Origin of the sequence: Bacillus sp. 491mf (assembly GCF_900112415.1) — a bacterium.
In the GTDB taxonomy this organism is placed as follows: domain Bacteria; phylum Bacillota; class Bacilli; order Bacillales; family Bacillaceae_G; genus Bacillus_A.
On record NZ_FOLV01000001.1, the window covers coordinates 476,300 to 497,110 of the forward strand.

Sequence of the window (20,811 nt, forward strand, 5' to 3'; positions counted from 1 at the left end):
TGTGATGAAAAAATGAGGGCGTGTTACAATAGTGAATTGGGTGAAGATATTATGAATAAACAAGAACAAATTAAAAAAACGATTACATTTGTTAAAAACATATTGGAAAAAGATGCAAGTGGTCACGATTGGTACCATATTGAACGCGTACATAAATTAGCGATTGCGTTGTTTGAAAAAGAGGGTGGGAATCGCTTCGTTATTGAAATGGCAGCGTTACTTCACGACGTTGCAGATGAGAAGTTAAATGAAAGTGAAGAAGCAGGTATGAAGAAAGTGACAGACTGGCTGGAGCAATTAGGTGTTAGCCAAGAAGATGCACGGCATATTGTTCATATTATTGCTAATATGTCTTATAAGGGTGGACATGGCGGAACTGTTGCGACGTTAGAAGGAGAAATTGTTCAAGATGCAGACCGACTTGATGCACTTGGAGCAATTGGGATTGCACGAACATTTGCTTATGGAGGTGCAAAGGGACGTTTACTGTATGACCCAAACACTCCACCGCGTGAAACGATGACGAAGGAAGAATATCGAAAAAGCGATGAACCATCACTAAATCATTTTTATGAAAAATTGTTGAAGTTAAAAGATTTAATGAATACAGATGCAGCGAAGGAAGAGGCAACAGAGCGTCATCGCTATATGGAGCAATTTATTGATCAATTTATGAAAGAGTGGAATGCACAAATATGAGAATGTTAACAGTTGAAAATGTATCGAAATCATATGGAGATAAACCATTATTTAATGGCCTATCTTTTAGTATTGCCGAAGGGCAGCGCGCTGGTATTATCGGTGTAAATGGAACAGGTAAGTCAACGCTATTAAAAATTATTGCGGGGGTAGAAATTCCAGATACAGGGGAAATGACGCATACACGTGGGTATACGATTAGTTATTTATCACAGCAACCAGATTTTAAAGAAAATTTAACTGTACTAGAGCAAGTGTTTCATGGTGATACACCGTTAATTCGTCTTCTTCGTGAGTATGAGCAAACATTATTGAACTTAGAAAAAAATCCAACAAGTGAAAAAGCGCAGGAGTCATTATTCGCAGTTCAGCAGCGTATGGATGCAATGAATGCTTGGGAAGCGAATGCAAATGCAAAATCATTGTTAACAAAGCTCGGTATTACTGATTTCTCTGCGGAAGTTGGGAATTTATCGGGCGGACAGAAAAAACGTATTGCGATGGCGCAATGTTTTATTCAAACACCAGATTTATTAATTTTAGACGAGCCGACGAACCATCTTGATCATGAAACGGTAGAATGGCTAGAAGAATATTTATCACGTTATACAGGAGCCGTTTTACTTGTTACGCATGATCGTTATTTTCTAGATCGTGTAACGAACCGTATTTTTGAATTAGAAAATGGCAAGTTATATAGCTATGAAGGAAATTACGGTGCTTTTTTAGAAGCGAAAGCACTTCGAGAAGAACAAGAAATAGCGCAGGAAGCAAAGCGTCAAAACTTATATCGCCGTGAACTTGCTTGGATTCGCCGCGGTGCGAAGGCACGCTCTACGAAGCAAAAGGCACGTATTCAGCGCTTTGAAGAATTGCAAAAGCAAGAAGGACCAAGTGCAAAACAAAACGTTGATATTGCACTTGGAGGCAGCCGACTTGGAAAGAAAGTATTGGAATTAAAAGATGTGACAAAAACATTTGGTGATAAAACGGTTCTTCATCATTTCCAATATATAGTGAAACCAGGGGATCGTATCGGTATTATCGGTGCGAATGGCAGTGGGAAATCTTCTCTATTAAACATGCTTGCTGGTAAAATCACACCGGACAGCGGTGAGATTGAAGTTGGGCAAACGGTAAAAATCGCATACTATACGCAAGAAAATGAAGATATGAATTTAAATCAGCGGATGATTGAGTATATTAAAGAAGCAGCTGAAGTGATTCATACGACAGATGGAAAAACGATCAGTGCTTCGCAAATGTTAGAACGTTTCTTATTCGAACCGCACACACATGGTACACCGCTTAGCAAATTATCAGGTGGTGAAAAAAGAAGATTATATTTATTGCGTATTTTAATGGGAGAACCGAATGTTTTGCTTTTAGATGAGCCGACGAACGATTTAGATACGCAAACATTAACCGTGCTTGAGGATTATTTAGAAGAGTTTCCTGGTGTTGTCCTTACTGTTTCGCATGATCGATATTTCCTTGATAAAATTGCAGAAGAGCTGTTTGTATTTGAAGGGGACGGAAACGTTCGCATCTTCTTTGGCAGCTATAGCGATTATTTAGATGAGAAAAAAGCACAAGAAGCATTATTAAAAGCAGAAGTTCAGAAAGAAAAGAAAGTAGAAGAAGCGCCAAAACAACAAAGAAAACGTAAGCTATCCTATAATGAACAGCGTGAATGGGAAACGATTGAAGATAAAATCGCAGAATTAGAAGCGAAAATTGAAAGCATTACAGAAGAATTAGAAAAAGTGGGCGCTGATTATACGAAAGCGCAGCAACTCTCTGAAGAGCAGCAGCGAACAGAAGAAGAATTAGAACAGACTATGGAGCGTTGGAGTGAATTATCTGACATTGTAGAAGGATTAAAGTAAAAACAAGCTGCATATGTTGAAATGTAAAGAGAAAACCTTTACACTATTTGGTAGAATCTATTTTAGGAGGGAAAATATGCGCACATCTAATCCAATGTTAAAGAAAGATACGTTTCGTAAAGAGGGCGTAAGTACTTCAGCAATGACAGTCGGTGGTGCTGTTGCTAAAACGTTTATTATGCTCATATTGTTATTAGGAACGTCTGTGTACTCGTATATGCAGATGATGCAAAATAAAATGCAAATGCCAGTGTTATTTGGTGCATTAATTATTGCGACAATTATCGCATTTGTAGCGATATTCGTACCGCGTATTTCACCAATTACAGCACCAATTTATGCAGCAGTGGAAGGAATTGTTTTAGGCAGTATTTCCGCTATATATACAATGAAGTTTGGTGATTATATTATATTACACGCAGTGCTATTAACAATCTCTATTTTACTAGCAATGTTAGTGTTATATGCGACGCGTGTTGTGAAAGTGACTGATAAGTTCCGTACGGGTGTAATGGCAGCAACGTTTGGAATTGCGATTATGTATTTAACCGTTTTCGTTTTACAGCTATTTGGCGTGCCAGTTCCATTCTTACATCAAGGCGGAACAATTGGTATCATTGTCAGCGCAGTTGTAATTGTTGTTGCTGCATTAAACTTAATGTTAGACTTCGATTTCATTGAAGGCGGTGCACGCGGCGGCGCTCCAAAATATATGGAGTGGTACGGTGCGATGGGCTTAATGATGACATTAGTTTGGTTATACTTAGAAATTTTACGTTTCGTTTCTTATTTTGTAAAAAATGATTAACGTACTGAAATCCTGCATGATTGTATCATGCAGGATTTCTTTTTGGAATTTTATAGAGATAAAGACGCATTTTTATATGGAAAAATATTTTTTTACATTTTTTACTACACATCTCGTTTTTTCTACAATAAAGAAAAAAACGAAGAGGTGACATGAATCGTATGATGAATCGAGTTGCGTTAATTGGCAGATTAACAAAGGATCCAGAGTTATTCTATACAAAGCAAGGAATTGCTTATGCACGTATATGTGTTGCGGTAAATAGAGGATTTCGTAATAGTTTAGGAGAGCAACAAGCAGATTTTATTCATTGCATGATTTGGCGGAAATCAGCGGAAAATGTAACAATGTACTGCAAAAAAGGGGAACTTGTTGGTATAACAGGACATATTCATACGAGTCAATACAATAATGAGAGTGGTAAGAGAATATATAAGACAGAAGTTGTGATTGAAAGAATTACATTTTTAGAGAAGAAAAAAGAGCAAGCACCTCAGTAGGAGTCTTAATTGAGAACATGTTACAATACAGCTAAGAACAGCAATAAAGGAGAGAGAAATTACGTGAGGATTAAAGGCATTGAACCGACACCAAGTCCAAATACAATGAAGGTTATTTTAAATGAAGTACTACCAGCAGGAGCACGAAACAATTATACGCGTGATAATGCAATAGAGGCTCCAGAGAGAGTGCAGCAAATTTTGCAAATTGAAGGTGTAAAAGGTGTATATCATGTAGCGGACTTTTTAGCAGTAGAGCGTAATGCGAAATTTGACTGGAAACATATTTTACAGCAAGTACGCGCGGTCTTCGGTGAAGAAGTCGTAACAGAGAGCGAACAAGAACAGAATGCCCATTTTGGGGAAGTGAAAGTGTTTATTCAAATGTTCTTTACCATTCCGATGCAAGTGAAACTAACCGATGGTACAACTGAAGAACGCGTAGGGTTACCAGACCGTTTTAAAGAAGCGATTATGAAAGTGCAAATGACAGCGCCGAATGTTGTGAAAGAGCGTAAATGGATGGAGCAAAGTACACGTTATGGTAGTTTTGAAGAGATTGGAAAAGAAGTTGCGGAAGAGGTTGTTGCAACGTATCCAATCGATCGTGTAGAGGCAATTGTCCAAGAATTATTACAGCAGGCAGGGGAAGTAGAAGTAACGATTACAAAGCGTGAGCCATATAAAGTAACAGAGGAAATGATGAATGATTCTGATTGGACAAAACGCTATGCAGCGCTTGAACAAATGGATCCAACAGAAGAAGATATTCCTGTATTAGAGAAAGCGCTAGAAGATGAAAAAGTATCGATTCGCCGCTTAGCAACTGCTTATTTAGGAATGGTCAAAGGGGAACGTGTCTTGCCTTTACTCTATAAGGTATTATTAGATAAATCAGTTAGTGTACGCCGCACAGCAGGTGATTGCTTATCAGATATCGGTGATCCTGCTGCAATGTTTGTGATGATTAAAGCGTTAAAAGATTCAAGTAAACTTGTACGTTGGCGTGCGGCAATGTTTCTGTTTGAAATTGGTGACGAAAGTGCAATCCCAGCACTTCGCGTAGCGCAAGAGGATCCAGAATTTGAAGTAGCAATGCAAGCACGTTTAGCACTTGAACGTATTGAAGGCGGTGAAGAGGCTAAAGGTTCTGTATGGAAGCAAATGACGGAGTACAGAAAAGGGGAATAATAACTATGATTGTCTTTTACGATAGTTGGTGCCCGATGTGTACAAAGGTTGCAAATCGAACGAAGGAACTAGATAAAAAAGGAAAAATAACATTTGTTTCGTTTCGCGATGAAGAAGTTGTTCAGCAATATTGTTTATCAGAAGAGATGCAGCAAAACATGGAGAAACATTTATACATTTATAAGGATGCCCGCTGGTATAAAGGGATTCAAAGTGTATATGTCTTAGCGAAAGTAATTCCAGCTTACTGGGCAATCGTACCTTTTATTAAACTATCAATTCTTTTCGGATTTGGTCATGTAGTATATGATTATATTGCAACAAAAAGGGAAATTGTCCCTGTTGGACATTGTAAAAATGGTGTTTGTGAAATCCCAAGGAAAAAATAAGAAAGTCATGATGTTTCTTTTGCGTCTAGTATTAGAGCGTGATATGATGAATTTGGAATGAAAGTTGAAGGAGAGATTGGTAACATGACAAATGCATACGAAGAATATATGCGCCAAATGGTAATTCCGATGCGTCAAGAATTAGTACGCGCAGGATTTAAAGAATTAACAACGGCAGAAGGTGTCCAAGAATACATGGAAAATGCAGAAGGAACTACATTAGTTGTTGTGAACTCTGTTTGTGGTTGCGCAGCAGGTTTAGCGCGTCCATCAGCTGGTCAAGCGGTTGTGCGTTCTGAGAAGCAACCTAACAACCTTGTTACTGTATTTGCAGGTCAAGATAAAGAGGCAACAGCGATGATGCGCTCTTACTTTGATGAAATTCCGCCATCTTCACCATCTATGGCACTATTAAAAGGAAAAGAAGTTGTTCACTTCGTTCACCGTCATGAAATTGAAGGTGCAACAATGGAAGAGATTATTCAAAACTTAGAACAAGCTTTTGAAAAGCATTGCTAAAAAGGGAGAGATTTTCTCCCTTTTTCTTAGTATTGAGGTGAAAGAATGATTGTAACGACAGCTGGACGAACAAATAAAGAAATGACTGCATATGCTGAAAAAATAGCAGCAGATTTGCAAAGTTCTTTTCTTGTGAGAAATGATCGTCCAATTTATGAATTACATGAGCAATATAAACAAGATGTACTTGTTGCAGGGAAAAATCGATTAGCGATTTACCCGCAAGGAACGGAAGAATCGTTCTTTTTTCATCCGAACTCAGCGATGTTTCGTGTGAAGCGATTAATGCGCGGTGAACATGATCCATTTCTGCAAGCTGCGCAGCTAGAAAAAGGGATGACGGTGTTAGATTGTACACTTGGCATGGCATCTGATAGCATTGTGGCAAGTTATGCTGTAGGAGAAGCAGGACAGGTCACTGGGTTAGAAGGTAATCGCTATATGGCGTATTTAATTGAAAAAGGTATTCAGCAGTGGGATGCAGGTGTAACAGAAATTACCGAAGCGATGCAGCGAATTACTGTAAAGCATACGGAGCATTTATCTTTTTTAGAGCAATGTGCTGATCATAGTTATGATGTCGTATATTTAGATCCGATGTTTGAAGAAACAGTATTAGAATCTGATGGGATTCGTGGTTTAAAGCATTTTGCATTGTACAATGATATTACAAATGAGACAATTAAAGAGGCTAAGCGTGTAGCGCGAAAACGTGTTGTATTAAAGGATCATTTTCGCAGCATGCGTTTTGAAAAACATAACTTCTCAGTCTACAAACGAAAAAGCGCAAAATTTCATTTTGGTGTGATTGAAACTTGCTAATTATTAGACAATATGTATAATAGATTATAATAAATTGTATAGAAAATCTTGGATGAAGAGAGTAATTATTTTCAGAAGCAAAAGCGAGCTAGGGACGGTGAAAGCCTAGTGCAGAGAAAATAATGAAGCGCACTTCGGAGATGCTGCTTGAACGGTATAGTAGAGTAAGCCGGGGCTCCCTAACCTCGTTATAAACGGGAAAGTGGTTCGTAATGAACAACAAGGGTGGTACCACGGGTGTAAACTCGTCTCTTTTTTAGAAAAGAGGCGAGTTTTTTTATTGATAAAAAGGAGGAAGATACTGATGGAATATAAAATGAAGTTTGCAAAGCATGTATTCGACGTATTAGAACCAGGTTTATCATTAGAACAAATTGCTGCTTTAATTGAAACACCAAAGCAAGATGAGTTTGGTGATGCAGCTTTTCCTTGTTTTACATTAGCAAAGCAATATAAAAAATCTCCAGCAGTTATTGCGCAGGAACTAGCAGATCAATTATCTCACCCATTTTTTACAAAAGTAGAAGCGGTTGGACCATATGTAAATGTGTTCTTTGATCGTCAAACTGTTAGTAATGAAGTGTTAAATACAATATTAGACGGAAAAGAAGAATATGGACAGTTGTACTTTGGACAAGAAAAAACGGTTGTAATTGACTATTCATCTCCTAATATCGCGAAGCCGTTTTCGATGGGACATTTACGTTCTACAATGATTGGAAATGCATTAAAACAAATATGTGAAAAATGTGGTTTTGAAGTTGTAGGTATTAACTACGTTGGCGACTGGGGAACGCAGTTTGGAAAACTCATTACTGCTTATAAAAAATGGGGCGATGAAGAGCTTGTTAGAGAAGATCCGATTCGTGAGTTATTTAAGTTATATGTACGTTTTCATGAAGAAGTAAAAGAATATCCAATGCTTGAAGAAGAAGGTCGTGCCTGGTTTAAGAAACTGGAAGATGGCAACGAAGAAGCGGTATATTTGTGGAACTGGTTCCGTCATGAATCGTTAAAAGAATTCTCTCGCATTTATGAACTGCTTGGCGTAGAATTCTCGAATTTTCAAGGGGAAGCATTTTACAATGATAAGATGGATGATTTCGTTACGCTTCTAGAAGAAAAAGGTTTACTAGAAGAATCAGACGGAGCACAAGTTGTTAATTTAGAAGCAGAAGGAATGCCGCCATGTTTAATTAAAAAGTCAGATGGAGCTACTCTATATGCCACACGTGATTTAACAGCTGCACTATATCGTCAAAATACGTATAAGTTTGATAAAGCTCTATATGTCGTTGGAGATGAACAAAGCTTACATTTCTCACAATTTTTCACTGTACTAAAGAAATTAGGATTCCAGTGGGTAGAAGGCATGTCTCACGTTCCATTTGGACTTATTTTAAAAGATGGTAAGAAAATGTCTACTCGTAAAGGGAAAGTTGTTTTACTAGAAGAGGTATTAGAAGAAGCAATTACGCTTGCAAAGCAAAATATTGAAGAGAAGAATCCTAACTTAAAGAAGAAAGCTGAAGTAGCGAGACAAGTCGGGGTTGGCGCAGTTATTTTCCATGACTTAAAAAACGAACGTATGCATAATATCGAATTTTCGCTTGAAAATATGTTGAAATTCGAAGGGGAAACAGGGCCATACGTACAATACACGCATGCGCGTACTTGTTCGCTGTTGAAAAAAAGCGATATGGATATTGAAAAACAAGAATTACAGTTAACAGATGATATAAGCTGGACATTGATAAAACTGCTTCATCGCTTCCCGCAAGTCATTGAAACAGCTTTTGCGAAATATGAGCCATCTCATATTGCAAAATATTTATTAGACGTGGCGCAAGCGTTTAACAAATATTACGGTAACGTTCGTATTTTAGAAGAAAATGCAGAGAAAGAAAGTAGACTTGCACTTGTAAATGCGGTGGCTGTTGTATTAAAAGAAGGGTTACGATTACTTGGGATTGAAGCGCCTGAGGAGATGTAATAGATGTAAAAGAGAATTGCCCCTTTACAATTATTAATCTAAAGGGATAATGGACGTATTTATATCACGCCGTTGATTCAGAAGGGAACACCATTGATTTTTATTGAAGTAAATCAAGGGATAAACAAGCAGCCAAGTGCTTTTTCAAGAAAGCCTTGGCTTTTTTGTACGTTTCTAAACCTCGCGTAATAACAGCAGATAAAAAACCTGTAGGAATCTATTAGTATCCGTGTTCTTCTTCCTATATTTCCACAAGAACCTTTTTTATAAAGAGAAAATTAAATAACTTTATTATTCGTAAACAGAAAAAGGATTTTTTTATTTTGACATTAGGTTAACCCTATAGTTTATATTTGGAATAGAAAAGAGGGATAGCATGAAAGGAACAATTACAATAAATCAATTGGCTAGAATTTTTGACATTAGTCATCATCAAATAAGATATTACGAAGAAAAAGGGCTATTGTTTCCGTCCTATGTTGATAAAAATAAGTACAGAAAATATGCTCTTAAAGAAATTTATCAACTTGCCCAAATACTGATGTTACGAAATTTAAATATTTCAATTATTCAAATTAAAGATATATTTAAAACTTATCAAAAAAGAGAATACCTGAATCTATTAAATGAAAAATCGAATGAAATTATTGATGAAATCAAAAGGTTAACTGAAATTCAAAAATCTATAGAATATCATATGAATAACTTGACAAAAGAAAAGATAGATTCAACAAAGTATGTAGAAAATATTCATTTGAAAAAAATTATTACATTAAGAGCAGATGAGAATCTAACTGCAAAAGATGTTTATGAGATGAAGTTATCAACTTTATTGTTTGGTAATGATATCTTTTATGTTTTTGAAGAAGATACGTATCACTTATGTATAAAAACAGATGGTAATGCAGATTTTGTAATGAAAGAGGGGCTATATAAATCATTATATATACATGGAGGAACGGATGAGGAGTTTGAGGAACGGTTACTTACTATTATTACTAAAGAGAACTTTCCGATATATGCCATAGAATATTCAAATGAAATTTTTATTAGTGGTGACATTCTTGAACTAGAAATTTTAATGCCGGCAAAGGGGGATGAAGATGATAATTAAAGAAATCAATAAATATGATAAAAACGAAGAAGTTATGCTTTTGAGAGAGTCTTTCATTTCCAAATGGACAAAAATTTTAGGGACAAATGATAATCAAAAAATTGATATGTATTTAGAATCATACGATCAAATCACAGAAAAACGTTTTTCTGTGATTGATGGTGATAATGGAATTGTAGGTATTTTTGGAGTAAATGCTTCGAATTTTCCCGAAAAGAACTTTAATAAAGAGAATAAGGATGGATATTTTCCTTTTTTGGAGAAACTTAGATGGAAATTAGCGATGAGGCTACTTTATACTAAGCCCCAAAAGGATGAACTATATTTAAGCTTTTTTGCAATTAATAAGAGATTTCGTGGTAAAGGATATGGGATGAAAATTTTAGACGAAGTAATGAAGATAGCAAAATTCGAAAATAAAAGTACAGTAAAGCTTTATGTGTCTCAAACGAATGAAATTGCCATACACCTGTATCAGCGTTATGGTTTTAAAATACACAACACAGAAAGATATGTATTAACAAAATGGTTCTTAGGAGAAGAAAATTGGTTAGTAATGAAAAAGAAAGTGGAGGCAAGCGATGAAAAAAACAATTAAAAGCGTCACAATCATATTGTGTGTTGTGATTACTTCTCTAGCTAAGTAGGCTATTTTCAATATGAAAAGAATATGAACATAGATGTACTTGGTATACATCTATGTTCATATTTAAAATAGAACTAGAAATTTTATCTTCGTAACGGTGATAAAGTGAAACTTTAATCAGTGGGGGTTTTCTTCATCCCCCACTGATTATTAGTTGAACCAATCGGGCTTTTACGGGCAGTTTATCTCCCATCTAACTTCTTTGCATCCACTGAATTTTGAGGCGGGAGTATTACTGCCCGTTAATGCGGGATAAATATAATTGCCAGAAAACTAATGTTTAGAATATGGAGATTCCAGTAACGATAATAATTGTCGTAGTACAAATTGAAGGAGCATCAATTACTTTCTCTTCTTAATATATCTATTTTTTTAGTAAATTTTTAAGCTCCAGCAAATTTGCAATTTCATAGGTAGGTTTTAATTCTGATGTATTTACAATTTGATTAGGGTTAAACCAACACGTATCTATCCCAAAATTGATTCCGCCTTGTATATCAGAAGTTAAACTATCTCCTACCATCAATACTTTGCTTTTGTCAGTATGCTTTAAATTGTTTAAAGCGTGTTCAAATATTTTAGAATCTGGCTTCGATACCTCAACATCCTCGGAGACTACTATATCTTCAAAGAATTTTGCGATAATAGATTTCCGTATTCTATGATCTTGAACATCTTTGAGACCATTGGTAATGATAGAAAGTCTATAATCTTTATGGAGACTTTCTACAAGGTCTATACTTTCATCATATAAAAAAGATGCATGAGATAGATGTTTCATATATAATTGTGCAAATTTAACTTCATCAAATTCCGTATTTAATTTGTCGGACAACCGTTTAAATCTTTCAAAACTTAACTTTTTCTGAGTAATAAGCCCGTCCTCAAACTCTTTCCATATAGCTGTATTTATTTCTTTGTATACTTCCAAATGATAACTTTCATCATATTCTATATGAAACGCCAGCATCGTATTTTTAAAAGCATCTTTTTCAGATTTTTTAAAATCAAATAAAGTCTCATCTGCATCAAATATTATTACTTCGTACTTCATAGTAATCCTCCAAATATAGTTAGTTTTTGTAGTTTTCTTCTATAAAAAGTCTTATAAACGTACTCATAATAGCTTTTGTTATACGCAAAATCCAGGTTTTACAATACTTAATAAATTACAGTATTTATTACGTGTTGTATATGACATATGTCATATGTAGCAGAGATTATAAGAAGAATTGAGCAAAGGAAGATTATCTGTAATTAGCACTAATTATTTTTGATTAATTTTGAATTTTCAAATAAGATATTAATATATATTAGAGTTAAAGTTTTTAAACTGTAAAGAGGTGCCGATAAAATGAATACTGGGGTTGAATTATCAGTACAAGAAATTTTAAAGCATAAGCATTTTCAAAATGCAGAAGTGATAGCAGGGAAAGCAGGCCTTTTCCGAACGGTAAAATGGATTCATATTATGGAAATACCTCGAATTGGAAATCTTTTAAATGGAAATGAGCTTATTCTTTCTACAGGGGTTGGATGGAAAGGAGATAAAGAAGTATTTCTTTCGTTACTTAAAGAGTTTATTTCCTCTAACGCTGCTGGGCTTTGTGTTGAATTAGGAATGTATATGACTGACGTACCACAAGAAATTATAGAATTTGCTGATCGTCATGATTTTCCATTAATAGTTTTCTATCATGAAGTACGGTTTGTTGATATTACACAAGATGTGCACACTCTTTTATTGAAGAAACACTATCAACTGATTTCAGATTTAGAAGTTTATTCACATCAGTTAAATCAGTTGCTTCTTACATCTAATTCACAATCAAAAATCTTACAGCTGTTACATAATTATTTACAAATGACAGTAGTGTATTGTTCAAAAGAAGGTGAAATCCTAATTGTTTCCGAAAAAACATCTGATGAACAAGAGGAAATCATTAAACTTTTAAGGGAAGATAACATGCAAAATGACATGACTATTTTTTGTCAATCAATCCGAGCTTTAGAGAAAACATTTGCAGAACTCTTCGTTATTTCCAAATCCGAATTACATGGATTTGAATCACTTATAGTAGACCGAACTGCCACTGCGTTGGCGCAAAATTTATTACGTGAGTTATATGTTGAAGAACGGAAAAAGGCTGATGAAATAGAATGGATTCAAAAATGGCTTGATGGAACACATAGTGAAGAACGAATTCATAGATACATTGCTGATCTTGAGCCGAACCTTAAAGTAAACGGCTGTATTGTACTACTCTGTAAAATCGAAGACTATGATCAAAAAAACTCGGATTTTACTTATTTAAAAATACTTTTTCGCTCTATATTTGAAAATCAAGGTTTCTTCCTTTTAACTACTGTAAGGAAAAATCAAATGATGTTCATATTGCTGAACAAGCGAAAAACGGGTGATTGGAAATGGAGAGTCGAAGCGGGAATCAATCATTTGAAAAAAACAGAATTAATGGAAAAGTACAAGGCGGGTCAGATCCAATTTGGTGTCGGTAAGTTTATCGATAAACTAAGTCATGTAAGGAAGAGTTATCACACGGCACAAGAATCATTAATCATTCAGGAGAACATGCCAAAAGGGCACGAGAGTTACTTTTATGATGACCTACATATCTTTCGTCTCGTATTAATAGCAGACGAACAAGGAGCACTTGATGATTTTATCTCTGATTATTTAGATCCTGTTCGCATTCATGATGAGAAGAATAACGGGAAACTAATGGAAACTTTAAAAGCTTATCTTAAATGCAATGGTTCCAAACAAGAAACAGCAACAAATTTATATATCGTTCGGCAGACTCTTTATCAACGACTTCAAAAAATAAATGAACTTTTAGGCGAAGATTTTATGGAGTTTCATAAACGACAAGCGATCGAATTTGCGATTACTGCATATGATTACGTATCTGCTTCTAAATCGTAATTAAGTTTCACTTTATCGAATCTTTCTTAGCCATAAGGGAAGATCAAGTATGCTGAAACGCGTATTCTATGACTTCTTTCTTTAGACTATTTGTAAATAAATCGATTGGATATCACCAAAATGTAGTGATTATCTCAAAAATCAATTTACATAATGTCTACTGAATGCGCTTTCTTGTTTAGATATAATAAATGCACAGGATTGTTATTTCAGAGCAGTAGGTTTTCATTGTGGTAGCAACTAACATTGCACAAACGCTAAAAAATTACATTGGTGGACAGTGGGGAGAATCTACAGGTAAACAAGTTGAAGAAAAAAATGTTAACAGCACAGTATGAAAGAAAGGGGAATAACTATGCAAAAAATTGACGAGCAACAAGAGCTTGTAAAAAAAGATGGGCAATACGTTTGGCATGCAATGCGCCGTTATAATGCAGGTGCTCCTTCAATGATTATAACAGATGCAAAAGGATCGAAAGTAACTGATATTGAAGGGAATTGTTATTTAGATGGCATGTCTGGTTTATGGAGTGTGAATGTTGGCTATGGCCGTAAAGAGCTTGCGGAAGCAGCTTACCAACAGCTTTTAGATGTCCCATATTTTCCATTATCCCAAAGTCACGTACCAGCTATTCAATTAGCAGAGAAGTTAAATGAATGGCTTGGTGATGAATATGTCATCTTCTTCTCCAATAGTGGCTCTGAAGCGAATGAAACAGCGTTTAAAATTGCCCGCCAGTATCATCAGCAGTTCGGTGAATACAATCGCTATAAATTTATTTCACGTTATCGCGCTTATCACGGCAATTCAATGGGTGCTCTTGCTGCAACGGGGCAAGCGCAGCGTAAGTATAAATATGAACCGTTAGGACAAGGTTTTTTACATGTTGCACCGCCTGATTCTTATCGTCATACGAAAGAAGAAAATCTTAAGTTTGCTGAAGAAATCGATCGTGTCATTACGTGGGAGTTAAAAGAAACCGTTGCCGCAGTCATTATGGAACCGATTATTAGCGGCGGAGGTGTACTTATGCCCCCTGAAGACTATATGAAGAAAGTAAAAGCAATTTGTGAAAAGCATGGTGTACTTCTTATTGTGGATGAAGTAATTTGCGGCTTTGGTAGAACAGGAGAAAAATTTGGGTTTATGCATTATGGTGTAAAACCAGACATTATCACAATGGCAAAAGGACTAACGAGTTCTTATCTTCCATTATCTGCAACCGCTGTAAGAAAAAATATTTATGAAGCGTTTAAAGGAACGGAAGAATATGATCACCTTCGTCATGTGAATACATTCGGTGGACATCCAGCGAGCTGTGCAGTTGCACTGAAAAATCTAGAGATTATGGAGCGGGAAGACCTCATTGAAAATGCAAGGGTTTTAGGTGCGCGTTTCCTTAGTGAATTGTCGGAATTAAAAAATTATCCATATGTCGGCGATGTACGGGGTAAAGGGTTTTTAATAGGGATTGAGCTCGTTGAAGATAAAAAAACGAAACAGCCGGCAGATATACAGAAGGTCAATACTGTAATTGAATCTTGTAAAAAGCAAGGATTGATCATTGGTAAAAACGGTGATACGGTTGCAGGATATAACAATGTACTCATGCTTGCTCCGCCATTAAACATTACAGAAGAAGACTTTGAATTTATCGTTAGAACAATTAAAAAAGCAGTAGCGGAACTTGAATAGGTTTAATCTAAATTAATAAGACGATAAAAAACTTAGAAATGATACAGTGTGAACAAGTACATTAATGAGAAATGCACTTGTTTACATTGTTTATTTTGAATTGGTTGCGTTTATTGCTTTGTTTGTAAATACGATTATCATGCTGGGAGTCAGCATGATAACACGAAAGCTTGAAGAGGGTCATCAGTTGTTTGTTCAAAAAGAAGAGACAAAAAAAACAATGATGTAAGGGGGAGTTAAAATGGCAGATCATGTGTTTTTAAACGGTGAAGTTATTACAGTCGATGACCAAAACAGAATTTTGGAAGCGGTTGCGATAGAAGGGAATCAAATTATTGCAGTTGGTACAAACGAGGAAATAAAGAAATATATTCATGACAGCACGCATGTCATAAATTTGGAAGGAAAGAGTTTACTGCCTGGTTTCATTGATTCCCATTTGCACATGGCAATTATCGGAACGAATAAGCTCGGCATTGATTTTAAAGAAATGCATTTGACATCCATACGTGATTTTCTGGCAAAGGGGAAAGAAGCGGCGAATCGGATCCCTAAAGGGGAATGGATTCGGGCATGGGGGTTTAATGAAAATATAATTGAAGAAAAGCGGTTTCCGACAAGATGGGAGCTTGACGAAATTTCCCGGGAGCATCCAATTATCGTAGGACGTACTTGCGGTCACATTTCGGTAGTAAACAGCAAAGCACTTGAATTAGCTGGCTTATCTCAAAGTACTCCTAATCCGGAGGGGGGAATCATTGGGCGGGATGAAAACAGTGAACTTAACGGACTGTTATATGAAACCGCTCATATGAGTATGTATGCACTCGCGCAATTTTCCGAAGAGGAACTGATCAACGGGCTTATTCTAGCTAGTAATGAGTTTGTTAAATTAGGAATAACGAGTATTCATGATGCGGGCTCATACGGTGCTTCCGTATTTAGGGCCATGCAGAAAGCGGTTGCTTCTGGTGCTGTGAAGACACGGATTTATGCCATGATCTGTGAACTGAACCATCCTGAAATTTACATTAAGAAAATGATAGATGCCGGTATTTTGTCAGGAGCGGGGAACGAGTGGTTTAAAATTGGTCCTGCAAAGATATTTATGGATGGTGCGAGCACCGGTCCGACAATTGCGACGAGGGAACCATACACAAGTAATCCGAATGATTGTGGAATTCTTTACTATAGTCAGGAGCAACTAGATGAGATATTAGGAGAAGCACACGAAAAAGGATTTCAAATTACAGCACATGCACAGGGAGATCGCGCAATTGATATGTTACTTACTTGTATGGAGCGTGCACTGGAAAAATATCCGCGGTCAAATCACCGGCACCGGATTGAACATGCGGGGCTGGCAATGCCGGACTTATTGACTCGCATGAAGAAGTTAGGAGTCATTCCGATTCCTAATCCTGGGTTCTTCTATGAGTTTGGGGAAGGGTATATAAAACATTATGGTGAACGAGTAAATCATATGTATCCCCTTCGTGATTACATTGATGCTGGTGTCATTGCTGCAGCTGCTTCAGATAGCCCGGTTATCATGCCAGACCCACTTCATGGTATTCATGTCGCTGTTAACCGCTTAAGTTCATCGGGGCAGGAGGTCGGAGCCAACCAGCGGATTAGCGTTTTGGAAGCTATTAAACTCTTTACATGGAATGGCGCTTACGCAAGTTTTGAGGAAAAGATGAAAGGCAGCATCGAAGTAGGAAAACTTGCAGATTTAGTTGTTTTGGATAAGGCGATTTTAAATGTTCCTCATGAACAAATCAAAGACATACAGGCTGAATTGACCATGCTAGACGGTAAAATTGTATTTCAGCATTCAACTTCTTTAATCGGATAGCGTATAACTTTGTCCCACTATTTGATGGCAGTAAGACCCAAAATTTTAAGGTTAAAGCAAGGAAGATAGGTAAGGGATAACTGTTGGAAGCTTCATTTTATAAAATGAAGCTTCCAAATTGTTTATCTTTTTGTTCTTTTTTTCATGACCTTTGCTAAAACTTCAATCCAAGGTTTAAGTGACGATGGACAGAAGCGAGAGTAAGTTCAAAGTGCTCATGAAAATCTTTGTTCTATCTTGTTTTTGGGCTAGTTGTTTGGTGATTTTTGATGTAAACTGATTTATAGGAAGGACTCTTTTCTGTGAATTTAGTGGGGTTGCTCAATCCTACAAAGAAAAGAGCTTCTTTTTTTACGTTTTTATTTATTTACACAAAATATTTTATACTTTTTAGAGATTTGAATAAAACAACAACAAATCAATTAAACTTTTAATTTAAATATATTAGGGGATAACAATTATGAGTAAAAATAATACGTTAAAGGTATGTAGTAAATCAGTTGCGGTGATCGGAGTAACTGGGGCATGTTTATTTTTATCAGAGCCAACGGTTATAAAAGCTGAAAACAATATAAAAGTACAAGATAATCAAGTTGGTGGAAACATACAAGGTAAAGATATTGAATCAAATGAACAGCAAGATAATGGTGTTAAACAAGAACAATCGCAAGAAAATAGTATGAAAAAAGATAATTCACAAACTGACGGAGTTAAAGCGAATACTACACAAAATCTACAAGATAGTAATATTAAATCAGAAAATGTACAGGGTGTAGATGTAGAATCAAATAGTCAACAAGATAACAGTGCTAAATCATATAACATGCAAAGTAATGAGGTCAAAACACAGTTAGATAATAAATCATCTAACTCGCAACCTAACACAACAAATGTACAAGAGGCTCAAATTATTGAGTTTTCACAAGGTAATGGTATTTGGTCTGTACCATATGGGTTACAAGGTGCAAGCTATATTGATTCTACAAATAAGTATGCAGGAAAAATAGTTCAATTGATTCAAAAAATGATAGTAAATAATGCAACTTGGTATCAATTTAGTGTAGACGGTAAAACGATAGGTTGGTTAGATAGTAAAGTATTAAGTAAATTATCGAACATACAAGAAATAAATCAAGACTCTATAATGGGTGCGACAAATAATAATGGTATTTGGTCTTTACCGTATGGTGTTAAGGGTGCAAACTATGTAGGTACTTCAGACAAATATGCATACGATAACATTAAATTAATAGCAAAAGCAAATTTTGGAGATACAACTTGGTATCAATTTAGTGTAGACGGTAAAGTAATAGGTTGGGTTGATGGTAAAGCATTAGACAAAGATGGAGCACAACCTGCTAATTTCTCTGTAACAATTGGAAATACAAACAGTAATGGGGTATGGTCAAAACCTTATGGTGTGACGGGGGCTCAATATTTAGGTTCAACTAATGATTATGCTTATCAAACATTACAAGTAATAAAGACAGTTAAAAAGGGAGCTACAACCTGGTATCAAGTTAAAAATGATAAAGGGATAGTAGGTTGGATAGATGGTGATAAAGCTGTAACTGACCTGGAAAATTTACCGATTGAAAATAGTTCAGCACTCATTGGTGGTTCTGCAAAACCTTCTGACGGCATTTGGAGTGTACCATATGGGGAGTATGGTGCTAACTGGATTGCATCAGTAAGTGATTATAGCTTTAGACAAGTTAAAGTTATCCAAAAAATAAAGAAAAATAATGTTGTGTGGAGTAAGATCAAATTAGAGGATAAAGTACTAGGTTGGATTGATTCAAGAACATTATCTAATCTTGTGATTAATGAAGAAAATAAAACTGTATTATTAGGAGATACATACGGTCATTCTGTTTGGACTTTACCTTATGGTGAAGAGAACGCTAAATATGTAGGTTCTGCAAATAATTATGTAAATAAACCTATTAAAGTAATTGGTAGTTTTACTAGAGAACAAACAGTTTGGTATCATTTTATGGTAGACGGTAAAGAAGTTGGTTGGATTGACTCTAAAACAGTTTCTAATGCATCTAACATAATAGAAATGAATGAGACTTATCATATAGAAAATAATCAAGGTCATGCAGTATGGACTAGACCTTACGGAATGCAAAATGCTTCTTTTGTAGGTTCGGCTTCAGATTTTATTCATAAAAACTTGAATGTGAAATTATCTGTAAATTATAATGGTGTCACATGGTATGGTTTTAAAAACTCTAAAGGTAATTTAAATTGGATAGATAGTAGAGCAGTTGTACAAGGTTCTGCTTACCCGTATTTGGATGTACCAATTATTAGTCAACGTGACCCTTATATTCCAGCAAGGAATTTAGTATCCGGTTGTGAGATAACGTCAGTAGCGATGATGTTACAATATGCAGGTGCGAACGTAGATAAAGTTCAACTTGCATACGAAATGCCATATTCTAGTTTTGATCCCAATCAAGGTTTTGTAGGAAATCCTTTCGGTAAAGGTTGGACTATATATCCTCCAGCTTTAATGGATTTAGTACGTAAATACACAGGTAGTGCAATAAATCTAACTGGTTTAGAAATAAAAAGCAATTTAGACGCTGGGAAACCTGTTGTCGTTTGGATGACTATGCATGGTTTTACAGTCCATGCTATTACGCTTGTAGGGTATGATGAAAACTATTTTTATTATAACGATCCTTGGACTGGTGAGAAAAACGCTTCTATGTATTGGTCTGACTTTTATAACAATTGGTCTACACAAAATAGACGAGCTATTTCATATTAGAGTATTGGGTAGAGTTTAAAGAATGACTCTACCTTTTTATATGAATGAATAAAAAAGGTTAGTGTCAATCAGTATTTCAACGAAATAAATTTTAGATATATACTATTTTTAATGATTGTTTCACAAAATTTCTCTTTATTTCGTCATGTTGTTTTTATAGAATGCGTTCTTCATTGTACAAAAGTGCCCCCCTTGTTTCGGTATCACAAGAAAAGATTATTTTAATAAGCGTCCAAAACAGGGGGAATAACGGCTAATAAGAAAGTAAAAACATCATATAATTAATTATCAAAAAATCCTAACGCATATTTTACTCCCTCATGAATATCACTTGTTTCGTATCCTGCTAATTCTTCATTGGTAATTTGCATTCTCACATTTTCTAATTCGTAGCCACTGTCTAAATCGATATTCAACAGCACCTCATATCCATCAGTAGTAACGTTTGTTTCTATAATGTTGAAGGTTTGAATGGCTGTACCTGTTTCATATTCGATTGGCTCTAAAAAATCTGACATAAAAACACCACTTTTCCTGATAATAACCATCTTTGGTTCTTTCAGTAGTTTAACCATGCGGCATGCTGTTATTCGTGTAACGTTCTTAAAGATGTAGAATGAAGTAGTAAATAAAGATGAAATAAATGCAACTCAGAAAAAATTTCTAAATTAATTGACAATTGCTGCTCTATTGGAATAAAATAACTGATAATAAAAGTATACAAATCTGATGACGAGAACGAGTAAAATGTATCACTGTTCCCCAGAGAGCCGGTGCTTTGCTGAAAGCCGGTGTTCGGTATATATTTGAAAATCATCTCCGAGGAGTCGAACTGAACATAGTAAGTTCGAACGGTTGTCTACCGTTACAAGGAACGCGTATGATTGTACGTTGCTGAGTGCTATTGATGAACGATTGATCAATAGAAGTAGGGTGGTAGCGCGGGTAAACCCGTCCCTAA

18 protein-coding genes, 1 pseudogene and 2 other annotated features (1 of these 21 running past the window's edge) are annotated in these 20,811 nt (G+C 35.7%); of the genes and pseudogenes, 17 read left to right on the top strand and 2 right to left on the bottom strand.

Features of this window, described 5'->3' with window-relative positions:
• Positions 1 to 51: 51 nt before the first annotated feature.
• From BM211_RS02525 to BM211_RS02580, 12 genes and pseudogenes are all read left to right on the top strand, one after another.
• Complete coding sequence (locus tag BM211_RS02525; protein ID WP_090994921.1) at positions 52 to 699, top strand: HD domain-containing protein; 648 nt, start codon at positions 52 to 54, stop codon at positions 697 to 699.
• Positions 696 to 2,588, top strand: a complete 1,893-nt coding sequence (locus tag BM211_RS02530; protein WP_090994923.1) for an ABC-F family ATP-binding cassette domain-containing protein — start codon at positions 696 to 698, stop codon at positions 2,586 to 2,588. The genes BM211_RS02525 and BM211_RS02530 overlap by 4 nt, the downstream gene beginning before the upstream one ends.
• Before the next feature lie 76 nt (positions 2,589 to 2,664).
• Positions 2,665 to 3,396 carry a Bax inhibitor-1/YccA family protein gene (locus tag BM211_RS02535; protein ID WP_035434624.1) on the top strand — a complete coding sequence of 244 codons (732 nt, stop codon included), beginning with the start codon at positions 2,665 to 2,667 and terminating at the stop codon, positions 3,394 to 3,396.
• A gap of 161 nt (positions 3,397 to 3,557) precedes the next feature.
• Entirely contained in the window at positions 3,558 to 3,896 is a 339-nt protein-coding gene (locus BM211_RS02540; RefSeq protein WP_090995014.1) for a single-stranded DNA-binding protein, read from the top strand.
• Positions 3,897 to 3,959: 63 nt separating this feature from the next.
• Positions 3,960 to 5,087, top strand: a complete 1,128-nt coding sequence (locus BM211_RS02545) for a conserved virulence factor C family protein (RefSeq protein WP_090994926.1) — start codon at positions 3,960 to 3,962, stop codon at positions 5,085 to 5,087.
• A gap of 5 nt (positions 5,088 to 5,092) precedes the next feature.
• On the top strand, positions 5,093 to 5,476 hold the full coding sequence (locus BM211_RS02550; RefSeq protein ID WP_035434619.1) for a thiol-disulfide oxidoreductase DCC family protein: 384 nt from the start codon (positions 5,093 to 5,095) through the stop codon (positions 5,474 to 5,476).
• A gap of 84 nt (positions 5,477 to 5,560) precedes the next feature.
• Complete coding sequence (locus BM211_RS02555; protein ID WP_035434617.1) at positions 5,561 to 5,995, top strand: BrxA/BrxB family bacilliredoxin; 435 nt, start codon at positions 5,561 to 5,563, stop codon at positions 5,993 to 5,995.
• A gap of 45 nt (positions 5,996 to 6,040) precedes the next feature.
• Positions 6,041 to 6,817 (top strand): class I SAM-dependent methyltransferase, encoded by a 777-nt coding sequence (locus BM211_RS02560; RefSeq protein ID WP_090994929.1) that lies wholly within the window; start codon positions 6,041 to 6,043, stop codon positions 6,815 to 6,817.
• Between the two features lie 40 nt (positions 6,818 to 6,857).
• Positions 6,858 to 7,073 (top strand) — a binding site (T-box leader).
• 48 nt (positions 7,074 to 7,121) lie between these two features.
• Positions 7,122 to 8,810 (top strand): arginine--tRNA ligase, encoded by a 1,689-nt coding sequence (gene argS / locus BM211_RS02565; protein WP_090994931.1) that lies wholly within the window; start codon positions 7,122 to 7,124, stop codon positions 8,808 to 8,810.
• 50 nt (positions 8,811 to 8,860) lie between these two features.
• A pseudogene (locus BM211_RS02570) lies at positions 8,861 to 9,019 on the top strand (DDE-type integrase/transposase/recombinase); the annotation flags it as partial.
• Positions 9,020 to 9,186: 167 nt separating this feature from the next.
• Complete coding sequence (locus BM211_RS02575) at positions 9,187 to 9,924, top strand: helix-turn-helix domain-containing protein (RefSeq protein WP_090994934.1); 738 nt, start codon at positions 9,187 to 9,189, stop codon at positions 9,922 to 9,924.
• Complete coding sequence (locus BM211_RS02580; protein WP_177206875.1) at positions 9,914 to 10,522, top strand: GNAT family N-acetyltransferase; 609 nt, start codon at positions 9,914 to 9,916, stop codon at positions 10,520 to 10,522. The genes BM211_RS02575 and BM211_RS02580 overlap by 11 nt, the downstream gene beginning before the upstream one ends.
• Positions 10,523 to 10,934: 412 nt before the next feature.
• On the opposite strand, the gene BM211_RS02585 is transcribed toward BM211_RS02580, so the two are convergent.
• Positions 10,935 to 11,624, bottom strand: coding sequence for a YjjG family noncanonical pyrimidine nucleotidase (locus BM211_RS02585; protein WP_035433634.1), 690 nt, complete (start codon positions 11,622 to 11,624; stop codon positions 10,935 to 10,937).
• Between the two features lie 300 nt (positions 11,625 to 11,924).
• Between BM211_RS02585 and BM211_RS02590 the strand changes: the two genes are divergently transcribed.
• The 5 genes from BM211_RS02590 to BM211_RS27450 all read left to right on the top strand — a co-directional run bounded on the left by BM211_RS02590 (position 11,925) and on the right by BM211_RS27450 (position 19,850).
• Positions 11,925 to 13,514 (top strand): PucR family transcriptional regulator, encoded by a 1,590-nt coding sequence (locus BM211_RS02590; RefSeq protein WP_090994940.1) that lies wholly within the window; start codon positions 11,925 to 11,927, stop codon positions 13,512 to 13,514.
• A gap of 355 nt (positions 13,515 to 13,869) precedes the next feature.
• On the top strand, positions 13,870 to 15,210 hold the full coding sequence (locus BM211_RS02595) for an aspartate aminotransferase family protein (protein ID WP_035433636.1): 1,341 nt from the start codon (positions 13,870 to 13,872) through the stop codon (positions 15,208 to 15,210).
• Between the two features lie 64 nt (positions 15,211 to 15,274).
• Positions 15,275 to 15,439, top strand: a complete 165-nt coding sequence (locus BM211_RS26655) for a hypothetical protein (protein WP_218160777.1) — start codon at positions 15,275 to 15,277, stop codon at positions 15,437 to 15,439.
• 12 nt (positions 15,440 to 15,451) lie between these two features.
• On the top strand, positions 15,452 to 17,068 hold the full coding sequence (locus BM211_RS02600; protein WP_090994942.1) for an amidohydrolase: 1,617 nt from the start codon (positions 15,452 to 15,454) through the stop codon (positions 17,066 to 17,068).
• A gap of 460 nt (positions 17,069 to 17,528) precedes the next feature.
• Complete coding sequence (locus BM211_RS27450; RefSeq protein WP_090994944.1) at positions 17,529 to 19,850, top strand: GW domain-containing glycosaminoglycan-binding protein; 2,322 nt, start codon at positions 17,529 to 17,531, stop codon at positions 19,848 to 19,850.
• Between the two features lie 281 nt (positions 19,851 to 20,131).
• Here the strand turns inward: BM211_RS27450 and BM211_RS02610 are convergent, their stop codons facing one another.
• On the bottom strand, positions 20,132 to 20,368 hold the full coding sequence (locus BM211_RS02610) for a hypothetical protein (RefSeq protein ID WP_090994946.1): 237 nt from the start codon (positions 20,366 to 20,368) through the stop codon (positions 20,132 to 20,134).
• A gap of 202 nt (positions 20,369 to 20,570) precedes the next feature.
• Positions 20,571 to 20,811, top strand: a binding site (T-box leader); it runs 1 nt beyond the window's last position.